General features: G+C 66.0%; 16 protein-coding genes and 1 tRNA gene. 3 read left to right on the forward strand and 14 right to left on the reverse strand.

Annotation, left to right across the window (positions count from 1 at the left end):
* The first annotated feature begins 119 nt into the window (after positions 1–119).
* Positions 120–1,571 (forward strand): YdgA family protein, encoded by a 1,452-nt coding sequence (locus ASD87_RS25630; RefSeq protein WP_056327761.1) that lies wholly within the window; start codon positions 120–122, stop codon positions 1,569–1,571.
* Between the two features lie 3 nt (positions 1,572–1,574).
* Here ASD87_RS25630 and ASD87_RS25635 read toward each other — a convergent pair whose 3' ends face one another.
* From ASD87_RS25635 to ASD87_RS25670, 8 genes are all read right to left on the reverse strand, one after another.
* Positions 1,575–2,783, reverse strand: coding sequence for an amidohydrolase family protein (locus ASD87_RS25635; RefSeq protein ID WP_056327762.1), 1,209 nt, complete (start codon positions 2,781–2,783; stop codon positions 1,575–1,577).
* A 27-nt stretch (positions 2,784–2,810) separates the two neighbouring features.
* Complete coding sequence (locus ASD87_RS25640) at positions 2,811–4,538, reverse strand: ABC transporter ATP-binding protein (protein WP_056327763.1); 1,728 nt, start codon at positions 4,536–4,538, stop codon at positions 2,811–2,813.
* 7 nt (positions 4,539–4,545) lie between these two features.
* Positions 4,546–5,472 (reverse strand): ABC transporter permease, encoded by a 927-nt coding sequence (locus ASD87_RS25645; protein ID WP_056327764.1) that lies wholly within the window; start codon positions 5,470–5,472, stop codon positions 4,546–4,548.
* A 23-nt stretch (positions 5,473–5,495) separates the two neighbouring features.
* A complete protein-coding gene (locus ASD87_RS25650) occupies positions 5,496–6,467 on the reverse strand; it encodes an ABC transporter permease (RefSeq protein ID WP_056327765.1) in 972 nt (323 codons plus the stop codon).
* Positions 6,468–6,586: 119 nt separating this feature from the next.
* Complete coding sequence (locus ASD87_RS25655; RefSeq protein ID WP_056327766.1) at positions 6,587–8,194, reverse strand: ABC transporter substrate-binding protein; 1,608 nt, start codon at positions 8,192–8,194, stop codon at positions 6,587–6,589.
* A 262-nt stretch (positions 8,195–8,456) separates the two neighbouring features.
* Positions 8,457–9,842, reverse strand: coding sequence for a GTPase/DUF3482 domain-containing protein (locus ASD87_RS25660; protein WP_056327767.1), 1,386 nt, complete (start codon positions 9,840–9,842; stop codon positions 8,457–8,459).
* Positions 9,835–11,292: a DUF2868 domain-containing protein gene (locus ASD87_RS25665; protein ID WP_056327768.1), complete on the reverse strand. Its 1,458-nt coding sequence runs from the start codon at positions 11,290–11,292 to the stop codon at positions 9,835–9,837. The genes ASD87_RS25660 and ASD87_RS25665 overlap by 8 nt, the downstream gene beginning before the upstream one ends.
* 108 nt (positions 11,293–11,400) lie before the next feature.
* Entirely contained in the window at positions 11,401–12,291 is an 891-nt protein-coding gene (locus ASD87_RS25670; RefSeq protein WP_056327769.1) for a helix-turn-helix domain-containing protein, read from the reverse strand.
* A 172-nt stretch (positions 12,292–12,463) separates the two neighbouring features.
* On the opposite strand from ASD87_RS25670, the gene ASD87_RS25675 reads away from it, so the two are divergent.
* Entirely contained in the window at positions 12,464–13,369 is a 906-nt protein-coding gene (locus ASD87_RS25675; protein ID WP_056327790.1) for a DMT family transporter, read from the forward strand.
* 13 nt (positions 13,370–13,382) lie between these two features.
* Here ASD87_RS25675 and ASD87_RS25680 read toward each other — a convergent pair whose 3' ends face one another.
* The 4 genes from ASD87_RS25680 to ASD87_RS25695 form a co-directional block, all read right to left on the reverse strand.
* Entirely contained in the window at positions 13,383–14,579 is a 1,197-nt protein-coding gene (locus ASD87_RS25680; protein ID WP_056327770.1) for an aminotransferase class V-fold PLP-dependent enzyme, read from the reverse strand.
* 25 nt (positions 14,580–14,604) lie between these two features.
* A complete protein-coding gene (locus ASD87_RS25685; RefSeq protein ID WP_056327771.1) occupies positions 14,605–15,078 on the reverse strand; it encodes a RidA family protein in 474 nt (157 codons plus the stop codon).
* A 108-nt stretch (positions 15,079–15,186) separates the two neighbouring features.
* Positions 15,187–16,080 carry a LysR substrate-binding domain-containing protein gene (locus tag ASD87_RS25690; RefSeq protein ID WP_056327772.1) on the reverse strand — a complete coding sequence of 298 codons (894 nt, stop codon included), beginning with the start codon at positions 16,078–16,080 and terminating at the stop codon, positions 15,187–15,189.
* 169 nt (positions 16,081–16,249) lie between these two features.
* Positions 16,250–16,325, reverse strand: a tRNA-Asn gene (locus tag ASD87_RS25695).
* Between the two features lie 181 nt (positions 16,326–16,506).
* Here ASD87_RS25695 and ASD87_RS25700 point away from each other — a divergent pair.
* Positions 16,507–17,895: a GntP family permease gene (locus tag ASD87_RS25700; protein ID WP_056327773.1), complete on the forward strand. Its 1,389-nt coding sequence runs from the start codon at positions 16,507–16,509 to the stop codon at positions 17,893–17,895.
* 35 nt (positions 17,896–17,930) lie between these two features.
* On the opposite strand, the gene ASD87_RS25705 is transcribed toward ASD87_RS25700, so the two are convergent.
* Positions 17,931–18,332 (reverse strand): hypothetical protein, encoded by a 402-nt coding sequence (locus tag ASD87_RS25705; RefSeq protein ID WP_142051906.1) that lies wholly within the window; start codon positions 18,330–18,332, stop codon positions 17,931–17,933.
* 8 nt (positions 18,333–18,340) lie between these two features.
* Positions 18,341–19,417 (reverse strand): PAAR domain-containing protein, encoded by a 1,077-nt coding sequence (locus ASD87_RS25710; protein ID WP_056327775.1) that lies wholly within the window; start codon positions 19,415–19,417, stop codon positions 18,341–18,343.
* Positions 19,418–19,636 lie beyond the last annotated feature (219 nt).

Here is a 19,636-nt window from a genome sequence, read left to right on the forward strand (position 1 = left end):
CGAATGGCGCGCCGCAGTCGTCTCGGCGCGCCTGACACGGGCTGTCTTGCGACAGCCCGTTTTTCTTTGACGCGACCGATCGCGGCAATCCCGGAGTTTCACAAACGGACAGGGGCAACATGAACAAGCGGATCGTGGCGGGTGGCGCGTTGGTGGCGGTGGTGGCCGCGGCGTGGGTCGGCACCGCGTGGTACACCGGCAAAGAGATCGAATCCCGGCTGGCGCAGGACGTGCAGGGGTTGAATGCGCAGGCGCAGCGCCTGGGTGCGAAGGTGGGCGTGCCCGTGACGCTGGAACTGCTGTCGTTCGAACGCGGCGTGTTTTCTTCCGAAGCGCGGTTCGGTGCGAAGGTCACCGTGCAGTCTGGCCGCAAACCCGCCGAGAAGGCGTTCGCGTTCACGAGCAACATTGAACACGGTCCGTTTCCCGCCTCTCGGCTTGCGTCAGGCGACGTCGCGCCCGTGATGGCGGGGGGGCGGCTGCACATGACGGAGACGCCCGATGCGGCCGCCTGGTTCGCGGCCGCAGGCGGATCGGCGCCGGTGACGGCGAACTTTCTAGTCGCGTATGACCGCGACTTTTCCGGCGATCTGGCGCTGGCGCCCGTCAAGTATGCCAACGCTCCGATCACGTTCGACTTCTCGGGTTTGCAGGCGCAGGTCGAACATGCCGGTGACGGCACGCGCGACGCGGTGTCATTGGCCATCGGCAAGGCCTCGCTGACCGAAGTGATCAAGGGCAACCCTTACTCGCTGACCCTCAATGATCTGGCGTTATCGCATGAACTGACGGGCGCACCCGAGTCCACCGCAAGCACCACGACGCTGACGGTAAAGCAATGGGCTTCCGATCTGGACAAGCTGCCACTGGGCCTGAAGGACATTGCGCTGACGCTGGGTTCGGACGGAACCCCCGAGCGCATGACCGGCAAGATGACGCTCGATGTCGGCAGCATCAGCGTGCGCCACCTGCATGTGGCCAAGCTGCAGATGGCGGCGAGCGGCAAGGACTTGGATGTTGCGTCGCTCAAGGCGTTTCAGGACGCCACCGCAAGCTCGCCGTTGCAAGCGAAAAAGGCCGATCCGCTTTCGGGCGACGGAATGCTTGCCGCTTCTCATATGTTGAAGTTTCTTCTGGCCCGCCCCAGCTTCACGCTGTCGACGCTGCAGGTCGACACGGCGCGTGGCACGTCGACGCTCAGCCTGGATATCGGCCTGGACGCGCCGTCGTTCTGGAAGCGCGACCCCATCGCCGTCGCCAAGGAGGTCGTGCGGAACCTGAGCGTGCGATTGAAGCTGTCGCCGGAGAACATGGCCGATGTGATCGCGGCGCGGGCCGAACTCAAGGGCGCGACGCGTGAGGCGGCCCGGTCGGCGGCAGAGCGGGAAGCCGCGGGGCTGCGCGGCCTGGTCGCTGCCACGCCTTGGGCCCGTATCGAGGACGGCGTAATCCAGTTCGAGGCAGACTACCGGGATGGCCAAGTGGACATCAACGGCAAGCGCATGCCCATCGAGGTGTTCGTAAGCCAGTTGTTCATGCGCGGCTCGCCGGGCGCCGACCCGGCTCGGTGAAATTCAGAACGGCAAGGCTCCCGCCGCAAGTTCGCCGTTGCGCAGCACGGCCACGTGAAAGCGCTTGTCGGCGGCCTTCATGATGTCTTCGGCGGGGTCGCCCTGCACCAGCAGCAGGTCGGCCACCTTGCCCTCAGCAATCACGCCGTGATCGGTCATGCCCATCAGGTCATGGCCGCGTGACGTGCCGGCGATCAACGCGTCCACCGGCGTCATGCCAAACTCCACCATGTACGCCAACTCCATCGCGTTCTCGCCGTGCAGGTTGAACGGCGTGCCCGCGTCGGTGCCCAGCGCGATGCGTCCGCCCGCCTTGTAGTACATCTGGAACGACTCGCGATGCCGCTGTTCCACCGCGCGGGCCTTTTCCACCGCGTAGGCGGGAATGCCGTTGTCGGCATTGGCGATGATGTTGCGCACGGCGGCGATGGTCGGCACCAGGTAGGTTTCGGCTTCCAGCATCTCGCGCAGGCAGTCGTCGTCCATGAAGATGCCGTGCTCGATCGAATCGATGCCCGCGCGCACCGCATTCAGGATGCCCTGCGTGCCCTGCGCGTGACTGGCGGTGCTTTTGCGAAAGCGCTTGGCCTCGTGCACGCCCGCTTTCATCTCGTCGAAGCTGTAGTGTGCGTCCATGGGGCTGACGCCCGGCGTCATGACGCCGCCCGTGGCCATGATCTTCACGAGGTCGCAGCCCGCGTGGACCTGTTCGCGCACCGCCTTGACGACTTCCTCGCAGCCGTCGGCCACGCGGCCGATGCGGTTGCCGTGGCCGCCCGTCATGCAGATGATGCGGCCCGAGGCCTTGATGGTGGGACCGGGGAACACGCCACGCGCAATGGCGTCGCGCACGCCGAATTCCAGATAATCCTTGCCGCCGCAGTCGCGTAGCGCCGTGACGCCGCCGCGCAGGCTGGCCTGCGCGTTCTCCAGCGCGGTCAGCGTGATCTGCGCGGGGCCCTGCTTGCTCAATTGGGCGTTGGGGTCGGCGCCGCCCGTGTAGACCAGATGCACATGGCAATCGGCCAGGCTGGGCATGAGCGTCATGCCGGTGGTGTCCACGCGGGCGCCTGCGTAGCCTGAGAATTCCGCAGCCGGCGCCACGCGGGCCACGCGCGCGCCTTCGACCAGCACACCGTGTCCGGGCAGCGTCTGCCCTTCTCCGTCGAATACCTTGCCGCCGATGAAGAGGGTCTGCCGTGTCGCGGTCATGTCAGTGGGCTCCGGGGGCGCGCGGTGTCAGCTCACCACGTCCAGCCCCTCGCGGGACATGGACTGCAGGCGGGGCATCAGGCCGAGCAGATGTTGGCTATAGGGATGCTGCGGATGTTCGAACAGGGATTCGGTGTCGGCCACTTCCAGCAGTTCGCCGTGGCGCATCACACCGACGCGGTCGCACATCTGACGGATCACCGGCAGGTCGTGGCTGATGAACAGCATGGTCAGCCCCAGCTCTTCCTGCAGGTCCTTGAGCAGGTTCAGGATCTGCGCCTGGATGGACACGTCCAGCGCCGAGGTGGGTTCATCGCAGATCAAAAAGCGCGGCCGCGTGGCCAGCGCGCGCGCGATGCAGATGCGCTGGCGTTGCCCGCCCGAGAACTCGTGCGGAAAGCGTTCGGCGGCGCGGCTGCCCAACCCCACCACGTCCAGCAGGTCGGCCACGATGCGGCGCGTTTCGGCTTCGCTGGCGGCCAGCTTGTGAAAGCGGATCGGCTCGGCCACGATGTCCAGCACGCGCATGCGCGGGTTCAGCGACGAGAACGGATCCTGGAAGATCATCTGGATCTGCCGCCGGAACGGGTTCAGTTCCTTCTCGCCCTTGAGCGCGGTGAGATCGGTGCCGCCAAACGTGACCGAACCTTCGCTGGGCGTGTAAAGCCCCGAGATCAACCGCGCCACCGTCGATTTGCCGGAGCCCGATTCGCCGACCAGGCCAAAGACCTCGCCTTCGCCGATCGACAGGTTCACGCGTTTGACCGCGTCCAGCGTGCGCTGGTTGCGCTTGAAGAAGGCGCTCTTGAGCACGAACCGCATCGACAGGTCGCGCGCCTGGACCAGCGGACCGTCCGTGCGCTTGCCGAAGTCGCGGCGCTGGCCCAACCAATGCGTGGCCAGGTCCAGCGGTTGCGCGGGCGTCTTCACGTCCTCGATGTAGGTCACCAGCGGAAAGCGCCGGAGCTTGATGTCCGGACGCGGCACGGCCGAGATGAGGCTGCGGGTGTAGGGATGATCGGGGTCGCCCAGGATCTTGGCCGTGGGGCCTTGCTCGACCAGCTTGCCGTGATACAGCACGGCCACGCGGTCGGTCACGTCGGCGATCACGCCCATGTCGTGCGTGATGATGATCATCCCGACCTGTTCTTCGCGGCACAGCTTTCTGAGCAGATCCAGGATCTGCGCCTGGATGGATACGTCCAGCGCGGTGGTAGGCTCGTCGGCAATGATGACTTCGGGTTCGCAGCACAACGCCAGCGCGATCACCACGCGTTGGCGCATGCCGCCCGAGAACTGATGGGGATACTGCTGCACGCGCAGGTCAGGCTGGTCGATGCCGACCTGCGCAAGAAGCTGCACGGCGCGTTTTTTTGCCGCGTCGTGCGTCAGGTCCAGATGCACCAGCATGGTTTCCACCAGCTGGCTTTCGACGGTCTGCAAGGGGTCGAGCGAAGTCAGCGGATCCTGGAAGATCATGCCGATGCGCCGGCCTCGAACTTTGCGCTTCTGCGCGGGCGTCAGCGTGTCGATGCGTTCGCCGTTCAGCAGGACCGCGCCGCCCGCCAGGCGGCCGGGCGCTTCGAGCAGGCCGATGACGGCGTTGCCGATCGTGGATTTGCCCGCGCCGGATTCGCCGACCACGCCCAGGATCTCGCCTTTCTCAAGCGCGAGCGATACGCCGTCCACCGCCACCAGCGTGCCGCGGCGGCTGGGGAATTCGATGCGGATGTCTTCGATGTTCAGAAGGGCCATGACGTCCTCAGCGCAGCTTGGGGTTGAGCGCGTCGCGCAGCCAGTCGCCCAGCAGGTTGACTGACAGCACCAGCGCCACCAGCGCGATGCCGGGGAAGATGGAGATCCACCACATGCCCGAGAAAAGATAGCTGTTGCCGATGCGGATCAGCGTGCCGAGCGACGGCGCGGTGGGCGGCACGCCCACGCCCAGGAACGACAGCGTGGCCTCGGTGATGATGGCCACCGCCAGGTGGATGGTGGCAATGACCAGCACCGGCCCCATGACGTTGGGCAGGATGTGGCGGCGCAGGATGGTGATGGGGCCGATGCCGATCAGCTTGGCCGCCTGCACGTATTCCTTGTTGCGCTCGACGAGCGTGGAGCCGCGCACCGTGCGCGCGTACTGCACCCAGCCGGAAATGCCGATGGCGAAGATCAGCACATACAGCGCCAGCTGGTCGTGCATGTCGCGCGGCAGCAGTCCGCGCGCCACGCCGTCGATCAGCAGCGCCACCAGAATGGCCGGGAACGAAAGCTGCACGTCGGCGATGCGCATGATGAAGCTGTCCACGCGTCCGCCCGCGTAGCCGCTGATGAGGCCGAGGGTCACGCCCAGCACCATCGAGAACAGCACCGAGGCAAAGCCGACCAGCAGCGACACGCGCGAGCCATACATCACGGCCGACAGGATGTCGCGGCCCTGATCGTCCGTGCCCAACAGGAAGTCGGGGCTGCCGCCCTCTTCCCAGGCCGGCGGCGTGTTGGCGTCCATGATGCTGAGCGACGCGAGATCGAAGGGGTTGTGCGGCGCCACTACCGGCGCGAACAACGCGCCCAGCACGATGACCAGCGTGACGATCGCGGCGACGATGGCGCCGGGCGAACGCTTGAAGCTATGCCACAGGTCGCTGTCGGCGGCGCGCGTGAAGAAAGGGGCGATGCGAGCAATCATGCGATTTCCTTTTTTACCGCTATTTATTTGCTCTGCACGCGCAGACGCGGGTCCACGGCGAAGTAAAGCAGGTCGACGACCAGGTTGATGACCACGAACATGAAGGCGATCAGCACCAGATACGCGGCCATGACGGGGATGTCCACCATGCTGATGGCCTGGATGAACAACAGCCCCATGCCGGGCCACTGGAACACCGTCTCGGTGATGATGGCGAACGCAATGATGGAGCCGAGCTGAAGCCCGGTGATGGTGATGACGGGCACCATCGTGTTCTTGAGCGCGTGGCGGAAATTGATCAGCCGTTCCGGCAGTCCGCGCGCCCGCGCGAACTTGATGAAATCGGCGCGCAGCACTTCCAGCATCTCGGCGCGCACCAGACGCATGATGAGGGTCATCTGAAAGAGCGCCAGCGTGATGGCGGGCATGATGAGCGCGAGCCACCCGGACTTGGTCAGAAAGCCCGTGGTCCACCATCCCAGGCTGACGACGTCGCCGCGCCCGAAGCTGGGCAGCCATCTCAGCTGCACGCCGAAGAACAGGATGAGCAGGATGCCGATAAGAAAGGTGGGCAGCGAAATGCCGGCCAGCGAAATCGCCATGAATGCCTTGGACAGCACGCCGTGCCGCTTGAGCGCGGTGTAGATGCCCATCGGAATGCCCAGCGCCAGCGCCATGACGGCGGACACGAACGACAGTTCCAGCGTGGCCGGCATGCGCTCTTCAAGCAGCTCGCTGACCGGGCGGCGGTGCCGGTACGACATGCCGAAATCGCCCTGCACCGCGTTGGCGACGAAGTGGGCGTACTGCACGATGAACGGATCATCCAGGCCGAGCTGTTCGCGCAGCTGCGCGCGTTGTTCGGGCGTGGTGTCCTGGCCGACCATGCTGGCGACCGGGTCGCCCACGTAGCGGAACATGGAGAACGCAATCAGCGCCACCGTCAACATCACGAGCACCGACTGCACCAGCCGCTGCGCAATAAAGGAAAGCATGTCTGAAAGCCCTTTGGTTCGGACGGCGCCGGGCCGCGTTCCGCGCGCGAGGCGGGAGTGGGGGCTGGGCCGGGCGCGTCCGGGCGGCGCGCGCCGCCCGGGGTTGCATCACGCGGCGTTTACGGCAGCACGACGTTGCGCAGGTCGAGCACGTCGTCGGCGCGCTGGATGACGGTGACGTTTTCTTTCACGCCCCACGACATGGGCTGCTGGTGCAGCGGCAGGTAGCCGAAGTCGCTGCGCACGATGCCAAAGGCTTCCTTGATCATCGCGTTGCGCTTGGCCTGATCGGTTTCGACGCCGATCTTGTTGGTCAGCTCATCGACCTTCTTGTTGCAGTAGCCGCCCAGGTTGAACTGGCCCGCGGCCGTCTTGGCGTCGCGGCACGAGGTCAGGTTCAGGAGCGTGTTGTGCGCGTCGGTGGAGCTGGGCGTCCAGCCCAGCATGTACATGCTGGTCTGGTTGCCGGCCTGCAGCAGGATCTTGCCGAAGTACTTGGATTTGGTCTGCGCCAGCAGGTTGATCTTGATGCCCACGCGCGCCAGCATGCCGGCCACGGCCTGGCAGACCTTCTCGTCGTTGACGTAGCGGTCGTTCGGGCAGTCCATCGTCACGGTGAAGCCCTTGGGATAGCCGGCTTCGGCAAGCAGCTTCTTGGCGCGCTCGGGATCGGGCTTGTACGGCGCGCCGAACGATTCGTCGTAGCCGTTGATGGACGTGGCGATCAGGGTGCCCAGCGGCTTGGCCGCGTTGCGCATGATCTTCTCGTTGATGGCCTTGGTGTCCACGGCCAGCACGACGGCCTCGCGCACACGCGCGTCCTTGAACGGGTTCTTGCCCTTTACGTCGGAGAACAGCAGCTCGTCGCGGTCCTGGTCCATGCCGATGAAGATGGCGCGGGCTTCGGGCGCCGTCAGCGGCTTGACGCCCTTGGCGTCTTCCAGGCGCTTCCAGTCCTGCACGGGAACCGGCTGCACGACGTCCATCTCGCCCGAGATCAACGCGGCCACACGCGTGGCTTCCTGCGTGATGGGCTGGAAGACGACCTCGTCGATGTTGGTCTTGATGTCCTTGTTCCAGTAGCCGTCGTAGCGCTTGAGCACCGTCTTCACGTCGGGCTGGCGTTCGGTCAGCATGAACGGGCCGGTGCCGTTGGCGTGCAGGTTGGCGTAGTTGCCCTGGTTGTCGCCCTTGACGTTGGTGGCCTCGGTGGTCTTGTTCTTTTCCGCCCAGTTCTTGCTCATGATGTACAAGAACACCCATTCGCGCGGCAGGATGGGGTTGGGCGTGGGCGTGGTGACTTCGATGGTGTAGTCGTCCACCTTCTTGATGTCGCTGGCCTTGGCGCCATAGCCCTTCATGTCCGAGCCCGGCGTCAGGCTGCGCTTCCACGAGAAGATCACGTCGTCAGCGGTAAAGGGCGAGCCGTCGTGGAACTTGACGCCTTTGCGCAGCTTGAAGACCCATTTGGTGGGCTCGGGATTTTCCCAGCTCTCGGCGAGCAGCGGCGTGAGCTTCAGGTTGCCGTCGTAGCCTGCCAGCGTTTCGTAGATGTTGCCCTGGAACCCCAGCGTGAAGGTTTCGTTCAGGGCCATGGGGTCCATCGACGTGGCGTCGCCTTGATACGACCAGTGCAGCGTTTTGGCGGCCGCGCCGGCGCTGAAGGCCAGCGAGGCGGCCACGGCAACGGCAAGCGCCGCCTGCTTGAAGTGGGGAAAAGTACGCATAGCCCTCATGCTCCGTGTGGTGCGCGGATTGCGCGACAGAAGTGACAGGGCCCCGGCCCCAAAGGGCATCCGGGGCATGGCGTTGCTGCTGGAGTCGATAGACCCAACCCCTTGTGATTGGCATGACGGGGACGGACCCGCGCCGATGCAGATCGAATCTTATCGACGCATTCGTTTAAGCGTCAATTGGTTTGGATTGGGGTAATCACGCGCTTGCCGGATGTCGTGAATGGTGCGTGCTGCGAGGCGCGCGGGCCGCCGGTCAATCGGCCGGGAGCGGCGCGGATGCTAGGGTTTTCGCCAATTCGAGCAGCATGCGCTTGCGCCGGTCGCTGTCTTCATGGTGTTTACCCAGGGCCGACCATTCCGGCCGGCTGCGCGCTTCTTTCAGCGCGTCGGGCAAAGGGCCCTTGCGCCAGGCCTCGTCGTCCGGAAGGTCCAGGCGCAACGGTTCGCGCGCGGCGTGGCCGCGGCGCTCCAGCGCTTCGATCAATTGCCGTTGGCGCAGTGCCAGCAGCCGCAGCACGGCATCGTCGACACTGATCTCGCGATAACCGCGCAGCTTGCCCGCCACGCGCTTGCCCAGTTTTTCGACGCCCTGCCACAGGCCGCCGGCCGCCGCGCCGATCAGCATGCCGGTGCCCAGGCTCAGACCCGCGCTCATGAGGTCGACGGCCGCGCCGGCCATGGCGCCCGCGGCGGCGCCCATGCCCACCTGCACGCCCATGTCCTTGAGCGCCTGCGGATGAAAAAGATCCATGCCCCAACGCTCGCCCTGCAAGGGCAACGCGTCGTCGGCGTAATCCGAGGCGCGAAAGTTGTAGAGCGCGAGCAGCGCGTTGACGCAGGTCTGTTCGCGCTGGCGCACCTGGTCGCGCAACTGGCTTGAAGCGGCGGCAAGCGCTGCGTCGTCGCTGGCGCTGGACACATGCAGCGCGGCCACGTCGATCAGCAGGTCCGCGACCAGCTCGTAGGCCGCGGCGTGACGCTGGCGGCGCTGCGCGGCCAGGCTGTCCGACAGCCGGGCCAGCGCGCCGGCGTGACGGTCCAGCAGCACGCCAAGCTTGGCGTACAGCTGTTGCTCGCCATCGAGCGGCGGCGCGATCGTGTCGAATTCCACGACGGCGTGCAGACCCAGCCGCGCCATCGCGTCACGCCACGCGTCGGCGCGGTGCGCCGGCGCATTGACGAAGTTCAGCACCGGCAATAGCGGGCGTCCGCAGGCAGCAAGGATGGCGAGTTCGTCGCGGTGCTTGCCCAGCACCGGATCGCGCGCGTCGATCACGTACAGCGCGGCGTCGCAGTCCAGCATCTTGGTCAGCACGCGCGCCTCTTGTTCGAAGCGGCCGTGCGCTTCGGGCGTGTCCAGGAAACGGCGGATGCGTGCGGGGCCGTCGAGCCGTTCGCCGGGGCGATCCAGCCGTTCCAGGTATTCCAGCAATGCGATGCTGTCTTCCATGCCGGGCGTGTCGAACCATTCCAGCACGGGCCGGCCATCCAGGCGCAGGCGGGCGCCTTCGACGTGGCGCGTGGTGCCGGGCCGGTCAGCCACTTCGCCGAAGGTGGTGTCGCGTGTCAGCGTGCGCAGCAGCGACGTCTTTCCGGTATTGGTGTGGCCAACGAGCGCGATCTTGATCAGTTCAGCCATGGCCGGTCTCCAGCCAGGTCAGCGGCGCAACAGGCGCCAGCAGGATGGCGTCGGCCGGCAGGCCCAGCGCCAGCAGACGGTCGCGCCAAAGCTCGGCGCGGGTTTCGGTGCCAGCCCCGGCGGGGACGTGGGCGCCGGCTTGCGGCAGGATCAGCCAGACCCGCGTCTGCGCCGCGTGCGCGGACAGGTCGGCGATCAGGGATAGCGTGCCGCGATCCGGCGTCTGGCGCGCATCGCACGCGATCAACAGGCGCGCGGCGGCCGATTGCGCCAGCGCGTCCAGCACGCGGTTGCGTTCTTCGCGCGTGTCCAGGTTGCCCGCCTGGCGGATGCCGTCCGGCAGGTCCGCGGGCGGCCACGGCAGATCCGCGGGCAGTTCCAGCGCCAGCAGCACCGGTTGACCGCCCAGTCCGTCCAGCGCCGGCGCCCGCACGCGGGGTTCGTGCAGCGGATCGACGGGCCGGTCGATGCCGGTGGACAGCGCGGGCGGCTCAAGCCGGTCGCGCAGCGTGGAGAAACCGGCCAGCGCGGGGTCGATGCGCACGCGGCGCAAGGCGCGCAGCGTGGCCGCCACGCACAGCCCGCCGGCAATCAAGCGCGGCACGATGCCGTAGACCACGAGGACGCCGATCAGCCAGAGCGACCACTGCGCCTGCGCGCTGGCCGGCAGGACTTGCGTGCCGTCGCTGGCGCGTATGGTCGCGGCGTTGGGCATCGGAAAGCCCAGCTGCGCCGGCAGCCAGCCGATGGCCTGCGTCAGCCACACGAACGACTCGGGCGCGAGCAGCGTGGTGGCCCAGACGAACCGGTAGCTGGCGGTGGACAGCACCACCAGCAGCGTCGCCAGCGCGGCGCACAGCGCCGTCAGCCACAACAGATGGCTGATGCTGCCGAACAGGCCGCGCAACGCGCCCGCGCGCGTCAGCAGGTTCAGGAAGGCCTGTGGCACCAGTGCGCCATCGGGGCCGCGCGCGAGCTTGCGCGTGGCCCACAGCCAGAGGCGGCCCAGGCCGGTGACGGCGGCGGGCCGCAGCAGAAAGCTCGCCAGCCACAGCAGAAAGGTGAGCGCGTGCAGCCCCAGAAGCGCGCCCAGCGCCCACAGCACGTTCACGGCCCGCGTGCCGTCGCCCAGCGCGCCCAGGGCGGCGGCCGCGCCGGAGAGCACGGCCAAGAAGAACAGGACGGCCAGCATGGCCACGGCGCTGCGGCGCCAGCCATCGACAAGGGGAATCAGGTTTTCGCGTTGCGCCAGCAGTGCGGCGCGGGCAAGGATGCGCGCCGGCAAGCCGGCATCGAGCTGGCGCACCTGGCGCACCGCCTGCGCGTCCTCGAGCGGTCCCCAGTGCGCCTCACGCAATCGGATCAGCTCGGCCAGCCAGTGCGCGCGCAAGGGGCGCTGAACGGCGCTGTCGATGAGGGGGGAAGTATCGCGAGAGGTCGGGGACGGCATCGCGTCGGTGCAGGCGGGAGAAGGCCGGCAAAGGCCAAGTGAAGCCGCGAGGGCGATGCGCCATTGTAGACCGCGTGTTGCGGCCGGCGGCATCCCGGATGGGCGGGGTCAGTGGCTGGCGCGCGCGCTGCGATACTGGCCCGGCGTGACGCCGATGGCATCGCGAAAGACACGGGCAAGGTGGCTGGCGCTGCCAAAGCCGCTGGCTTGCGCAATGGCCGCCAGGTCGCCTTTGCCGGCCGCCAGCAGGCTGCGCGCGCGGGCCAGGCGCCGGCCGCGCACCCAGGCATGCGGCGGCTCGCCGAACGAGGCATGGAACATGCGGGCAAAGTGATACGTGGACAGCGCGGCGACGCCTGCCAGTTCGTCCAGCGTCAGGGGATCGGCCAGATGCGCGTCCACATAGTCCATCACGCGGCGGCGCACGCCGGGCGCCAGGCCGCCGCGGACCGGTTGCGGGGTCTTGCGCGTGACACCCTGCGTCAGCAGGTGGTGCAGCACGGTCTCGGCGGCGCTGCTGGCGGCCAGCCGGTCGGCGGGCTGGTTCCAGTCCGTGCCCAGGAGTCGGCGGCAGACGTCGATCAGCGAGTCGTCCTGGATGTAGGTGCGGTCGCGCAGTTCCAGCGTCCGCGGTTCGCAGTCCAGCCGCATGACGGCTTCGCGGGCCAGCCGCTGCGGGGCGATGTACAGGTGCAGGAAATGCACGTTGTCGTTCATGCTCCAGCGGGAATGGTGCTCGGCGGGCAGCACGCAGAATTTGCCCGCGCCGCCGTGCAGCGAGTCCTGGCCCACGCGAAACGACCGGTCTCCGCCCCGCAGATATAGCGACAGCGTGTGATGGCCGGGCGTTTCGTAGCCCAGCGTTTCGCGGGCGGTGCGCGACCACTGCGAGATCGCCATGCCCTCGCCCAGCGACGCGGCGCGTTCAAGCGTCGCGGTCGAGCGCGACAGCGTGCGGAAAACAGAGAAATCGGCCGGAGCCGTAGCGGGGGAGCCCATGGTAATGAATGCTACTCCCGTCCACGAGCGCTTGACGCGCCCGATTCGGACAAAAGCGCAAGAACCGGCAATCGCGGCGTGGCATCGGGGCGCACACTGGATGCCCGGCGATCAAACATGACCGCCGATGTCCGTATCAGCACTTCGCGTGGCCTGCCGCGCCCGTCGCATCATGAATCTTTCCCTGTATCTGCTCACCGTCCTGATCTGGGGCTCCACCTGGATCGCCATCAAGCTGCAGCTTGGCGTGGTGGCCATCCCGGTGTCGATCTTCTACCGTTTCGCGCTGGCGGGCCTGCTGCTGTTCGTGGCGCTGCTTGTCCTGCGCAAACTGCAAAAGCTGGACCGGCGGGGCCATTGGCTGTGCGTGGGTCAGGGCCTGTGCCTGTTCTGCCTGAACTTCCTGTGCTTCTACTCGGCCACGCAGTGGATCCCCAGCGGCCTGGTGTCGGTGGTGTTCTCGGCCGCCACGCTGTGGAACGCGCTCAATGCGCGGCTCTGGTTCGGCACGCGCATCGCGCCGCGCATCATGGCGGCGGGCGCCCTGGGGTTTTGCGGCCTGGTGCTGCTTTTCTGGCCGGAACTGGCCAGCCAAGAGGCCAGCCACGAGACGCTGCTGGGCCTGGGCTTTGCGCTGTTGGGCACCCTGTGCTTTTCCACGGGCAACATGCTGTCGTCCCTGCAGCAGCGCGCGGGCATCCGGCCGCTGACCGGCAACGCCTACAGCATGCTTTACGGGGCGGGCATCCTGCTGGCCGGCTGCCTGGCCGCGGGCGTGCCGTTCAGCTTCGATTCGTCGCCGGCTTATGTGGGCGCGTTGCTGTATCTGGCCGTGGTGGGTTCCGTGGTGGGCTTTACCGCGTATCTGACGCTGGTCGGCCGCATGGGGCCCGCACGGGCCGCCTATTGCACGGTGCTGTTTCCGGTCGTGGCGCTCAGCATATCGACGGTGGTCGAAGGCTACCGCTGGACACCTTATGCCATCGCCGGCCTGGCGCTGGTGATGCTGGGCAACCTGCTCGTCTTCACGAAATGGTCGCCGTTTTCCAAGCGCGCGGCGCTGGCCGGCCGCGCCTGAGCCCATTGCCGCGCTAGGCCGCCAGCTTGCGCAAGGCCTGCAGCAGGCGATCGATTTCGTCGCCGCTCGTCAGATAGCTCACGGACGCGCGGGCGATCCGGTCCAGACCACGGGCCTGCATGTCCAGCGGCGTGTACGGCACGCCGTTGCTGCCGATGGTGATGCCCTGCGCAGCCAGCGCGCGCTGAACATCGGCCGCGTCATGTCCGGCCAGGTTGAAGGCGACAAGCCCTGATTGCTCGCGCCCCTGGTCCAACATCGACACGCCGGGAATGGCCGCCAGTTCGGCGCGCAGCGTCTGCGCAGTGGCATCGATGGTGGCGCGGATCGTGTCCAGGCCCAGATCCAGCGCTTCGCGCAGGGCATTGGCCAGGCCGCAACGCAGCGCCAATGAATTCTCGGCGGATTCCAGGCGTGCGGCATCGGCGCGCAGCACGGGTTCCCCGTCCACGCCCAGCGGCGCGGAATGCGTGTCCACGAAGGCGGGCGTGAGCCGATCCAGGAATTCGCGCCGCACGTACAGCAGCCCGGTGCCGCGCGGTCCGCGCAAGGCCTTGCGGCCCGCACCGCTCAGCACGTCGCAACCGACTTGCCGCACGTCGATGGGAATCTGACCCACGGCCTGGGCGCCGTCCACGAAATAGGGAATATCGTGCTTGCGCGCCACGCGCCCGATCGCGGCGGCCGGATTGATGAGGCCGCCGTTGGCGGGTAGCCACGTCAGCGCAATGAGCCGCACCCTGTCGTCCAGCATGGCTTCCAGCGCTTGCGGGTCCACGCAGCCGCTGTCGTCCGAGGGGATGGTCTCCAGCGTGGCGCCCGCGCGCTGCGCGATCAGCCGCATGGCCGCCAGGTTGCCGCCCCATTCGTGACGGCCCACCAGGATGCGGTCGCCGGGCCGCCAGGCCGGCAGCGCCGCAAAGGCGGCGCCCCAGCCCGGCGAGTTGCCGCCGGTCAACGCGATCTCCTCGGCCTGCGCGTTCAACAGCTGTGCGGCCAGCGTGCGGGCCGCTTCGGTCAGGTCGCGCGCCGCCACGCCCGCTTCCATCGGACCCTGCGCCGCTTCACGCTTCAGATGCGCGTGAATGGCCTGGATCGAGGCCGTGGACGGCAAGGATGCGCCGGCGTGATTGAAATGCACCGAGCTTTGCGTGCCGGGCGCGTGGGCGCGAAGCGCCTGGATGGCGCTTGGGGTCAGGGGGGCGGTCATGGCGGTTCCTGTCGGGTGGGGCGTATCAGGCCGGGGTCAGCGCGATGATGGCCTCGACTTCCACGGACACGCCCTGCGGCAGAGCGGCCACGCCGACGGCGCTGCGCGCATGGCGTCCGGCGTCGCCGAAGACGTCGACCATCAGGTCCGACGCGCCGTTGGCGATGACGCTTTGGCGATTGAAGTCCGGGGCGCTGGCGACGAACACGCCCAGCTTCACGACACGTGCCACGCGGTCCAGACGGTCGCCCGTGGCGGCAGCGATCTGCGCCAGGATGCCCAGGGCGCTGGCGCGCGCAGCCTGAACGCCGTCGGCGTCAGACACCTGGTGGCCCAATTGGCCCAGATACGCGGCCTTGCCATCCTTGCGGGAGATCTGGCCCGAGATGTAGAGCAGGTTGCCCTCCTGGACAAACGGCACATAGTTCGCGGCCGGGGCGGAGGCGGGATCCAGGGTCAGGCCAAGCTCGGCAACGCGGGCGGAAATGCTGCGGGTCATATCGAATCACCTATGAAAAAAGGGAAAGCGCGTCTTGACGCTCCCCCGATGCTATCGGCCGCGGCGTGGCCTGACCAATCAATTCTTGCGAAGTAGGTATGAGTAAAACTAATGTGTGTGCGCCAGCCAGTCGTGCAGCGCCTGAACCGGCGCGCTCAGCGGCCCGCGCGGCGTGACGAACCACCAGCCGATGCGCGGGTCTTGCAGTACCGCGCCCGGCAGGGCTTGCACCAGCGCGCCGCTGGCCAGGTGCGAGGAGATCAGCCGCTCGCGGCCCATCGCCAGGCCCTGGCCGGCCAGCGCGGCTTCGACGACGATGTTGTAGTCGTGCAGACGCACCGTGCGGGCCGCGCCCAGATCCAATCCGAACGCGTGCGCCCAAACGTCCCATTCGAACTGGTGCCGCGCGTGAGAGACCAGCAGAGGATGACGCAGCAGATCGGCGGGCGTCTTCGGCCGCTTCCTGCCCGCGACCAGCGCGGGCGCGCATACGACAGACAGGCGTTCGGTCATCAGCAACGTGCTGCGCACGCCGGGCCAGCCGCCACGGCCATAACGGATCGCGGCGTCGACCTCTCCGCCCGCGACATCGGCCAGCGCGATGTCGGGTTGTAGTTGCAGATCGATGTGAGGATGCGCGGCCGCAAAGGCGGGCAGACGCGTCGCCAGCCAGCGCGTGGCGAACGACGCCAGCAATCCGATCCGCAGGGTGTAGCGCGCCGGCTCGGGCCCGCGCAATGCGTCGGTGCCCTGGCGCAGCAGTTCAAATGCCGCATGCACGCTGCGGAAATAGTTCTGGCCCGCTTCGGTCAGCGCCACGGCGCGTGTGCGCCGTTCGAAGAGCGCGACGCCCAGTTCTTTTTCCAGGCGCTGGATGTGATGGCTGATGGCGCTTTGCGTGACAAACAGATCTTCCGCGGCTTGCGAGAAGCTTAGCCGCCGCGCGGCCGCTTCGAAGGCGCGCAGGGAAACCAGGGGCGGCAGGGATCGCGATGAACGCATCGGTGTGCAGGGCGGGAAGGTGCGGACCCGGGCCATGCTACGCGATGCACACGGCTTGGCAACCTGGGCGTCGACAACCCGGGCCTGGTCGCGACCCCCGCGCGCCAATGCAAAAAGCCCGCAAAGACGTTGCGGGCTTTTTTAAGGGTACTGCGGTACTGCAAATTCTTGGCTCCCCGAGCTGGGCTCGAACCAGCGACCTGCGGATTAACAGTCCGTCGCTCTACCGACTGAGCTATCGGGGAACAGGTAGAGGGGGCGAATTATGCACAAAAAATCGGAAGAATGCAAAGCGAGGCGGAAAATTGCGGTTTTGGCTGGTGAAGTCGGCCCTGTTTTTCAAGCTTGCCGTCATCCCGATCCCGTATCATGGCCGCCAGAAGAAGGAAGGCTCGCAACCTCTCTCGTCTTTTCTGGGTTCACGTCATGTCTTCGTTCGACATTCAATTGCTGCTCACCGCCCTGGTGAGCGTTCTGGTCCTGGTCGCGCTGATCGTCTCGCGTCTACGCATGCATCCGCTGCTGGCGCTCCTGATCGTATCCATCGGCGTCGGCTTTGCAACGGGCATGGCCCCGGGCGCCATCGTCAAGAGCCTGACCGATGGCGCCGGCAAGACGCTGGGCGCCGTGGGCGTGGTGATCGCGCTGGGCGCCATGCTGGGCAAGATCCTCGCGGATTCGGGCACCACCGAACGCCTGGCCAACGCCATCCTGCGCCACACCTCTCCCCGCCTGATTCCGTGGGCGATGACGCTGGTGGCGTTCGTCATCGGCATCCCCATGTTCTTCGAAGTGGGCCTGGTGGTGATGCTGCCGCTGATCTTCAGCGTGGCGCGCAAGCTGGAAAGCCAGGCGCGCTTCAAGGGCTCGGCCTATGTCTACGTGGGCGTGCCGGTGATTTCCGCGCTGGCAGCCATGCACGGCATGGTGCCCCCGCATCCCGGCCCGCTGACCGCCATTGCCACGCTCAAGACCACGGTGGGCCCCACGATGATCTACGGCTTCATCGCGGCGCTGCCGGCCATGATCTTCGGCGGGCCGCTCTATGGCGCGTTCATCGCCCCGCGCATGACGACGCGGCCGGACGAGGCCCTGCTCGAGCAGTTCACGGCGTCTACCGACAGCCCTGGCGGCAATAACGCGCCTAGCGTCGGACTGGGTGTACTGGCAGCGCTGCTGCCCGCCCTGCTGATGCTGGTTCACGCCGTGGCCGAAATGCTTCTGCCCAAGGACTCGAGCGTGACGCACGTTGCCGCGTTCCTAGGCAATCCCGTCGTCGCGATGCTGCTGGGCGTGCTGTTTGCAGCCGTGACGCTGGTCTTCCTGCGCGGTGGCGACGCGGAAAAGCTGCGTGGCGCGCTGGGCCAGAGCTTGAAGCCCATCGCAGGCATCATGCTCATCATCGCCGGCGGCGGCGCCTTCCAGCAGGTCCTGACGAACGCCAAGGTCGGCGACGCCATCGTCCACCTGACACACCAGTTCGCTTTCCCGCCGCTGATCCTGGGCTGGCTGATTGCCATGCTGCTATCGGTCTCCACCGGCTCGGCCACGGTCGGCATCGTCGGCGCCGCGGGTTTGCTGGCGCCACTGGCTGGCGCGGACCCCAACCTAAATTTGCCGCTGCTTGCCCTGTCCATCGGCTGCGGTTCGCTGTTCTTCAACTACGCGAATCACGCCGGATTCTGGATGGTGAAGGAATCGTTCGGCATGACCATGGGCGAAGCCACGAAGACGATTTCCGTGGTGCAGTCGATCGTGTCGGTGGTGGGGTTGGTGATGGTGCTGCTGTTTGATATGTTGCCGGCGCTGGGGTGATGCGGGTGGGGGCGGATGCGCGTGCCCCAGGCGACTCAGCGCTTGGACGCCGGCTCACAGGGTGGGCTCGGTTCGGTAAAACGATCAAAAAACCCGTGGCGTGTCACCGTTCGCTCAATCTTTGCGCCAGGTCCGATACAAACGTCGATTCGTCGGAATGGCTTGGTGATTTCCAGCGAATCTGTGCTTTCACTGGGAAATGTCAGGAGTAGCCACATGTCGGGCTCCGGAAACATTGCCGTGTAGTGAGCGGACGTCTCGCCCGGGCTCATCCCGAATTTCGCGGTGTTGTGGTTGTCGTTAAAGAAGACGCCAATTTTATCCGTCGCGCGCTCGGAATAATGCAAGAGCACAATGGGCGAGAACGTGCCCCATAAGGCTATGGAACACCAAAGCGCAGCTAGCAACGCAACGATGATGCCGAAGAATTTCAACACGCAGCCCATTATTTCCTCTTGCGCCCGCATTTGTGGTTAGCTTTGGCTTGGTGCCGAGCATTCCCCCAAGGTAACGGTACGGCTTCAACTGCTTGCAGGAGAGTCGAAGTCGTCAGTTCGTGGGGTTTGGCCTGGCGATAAAGATTGCAGCCCAGCGTGATGGAAATATGGTCTGGCACATCGTCAGCACTGGCGGGCCAGGCACCGTTTTCGGGATGGTGCTGCATGGTCGGCCATCGCTTCTTCAGCACGGCAGTGTAGGCATCCAACAGCGCCTGTGCCATGCCTGCCGAATTGATGAGCTCGGCGGTACCAAAGCCGAGCGCGACGCCAACGTATCCATAATGGATGTTTGACCAGATGTCATAGTAGTAGTCGAAGTCGCCATACTTCTGCCAGCCCTCGTTCAGGCTTGAACCCAGCATGCGTTGCAAGGCAGGCTTGTGATCCCAGGGGCGATTCGGACCGATGATTTCAGCGAATGACGTGTACGCCCATAGCTTCGCTTCCGTCATTTTCTCCAGGTAGGTTTTCCGTCCTGACAGCTTCGTATACCAGGGAGCGCTCTCCCAGTCCTTCAAGTACGTTTTTGCGTCGTAGTGATTGGCTTCATGTATATGCCTGCCGCGAACGGAGAACGGATTGGTCTTCATCTCACGGACGATGTATTCGGCCAGCGGTATTGCCGTATCGGGGTGATTGCAGTCGGCCTGGCGAGTGTTCGAGAAGCCCTGCTCGCTCGGCGAGATCTGCTGTGTCAGGAATCTTTTCTCAGATGCGCCGCCATTGTTTGAGGCCTTGAGGATGCTCCCCAGACCGACGTCTACAACCGCAAAAGTTTGACTCGCGATCAGCGAAGCGCCGCAGGACGTTTTCATGCCGTCGACTGCAACAAAGCTATCGTCGATAGCGAAAGTGGCGACACCTTCGGCGATGGGAAAAACGCCCTCGCAGCGAGGGCAAGTCACCATGTGCCCCATTCCCGAAGCGGCACGGCCAAGAACGTCGTAGGAGGAGAACCCCTCCGTCACCGTCCCTCCATGCGTGGTCTTGTCGCCTACACGAACAATCGGGCGGCCATTCATGATTAATCCTTCGGGATTCGCAGAGCGCTTAGAACAACACTGCGTCGAACGGCGGACAATCAGAAGAATTTGGAAAGCGCATCGAAGGCGGGACGCCGGCCAATGGGGCGGCTGCCCCACTGACCCGTCCTGCCATAGGTTGACACCTACGGCACGGTATCCGTAGCAGGCTACGGACTGAACACCCGGTGAACTTCATCGGGTGTTTTGCATTGTAGG

The organism is Achromobacter sp. Root170, assembly GCF_001428165.1.
Lineage (GTDB): Bacteria > Pseudomonadota > Gammaproteobacteria > Burkholderiales > Burkholderiaceae_B > Achromobacter > Achromobacter mucicolens.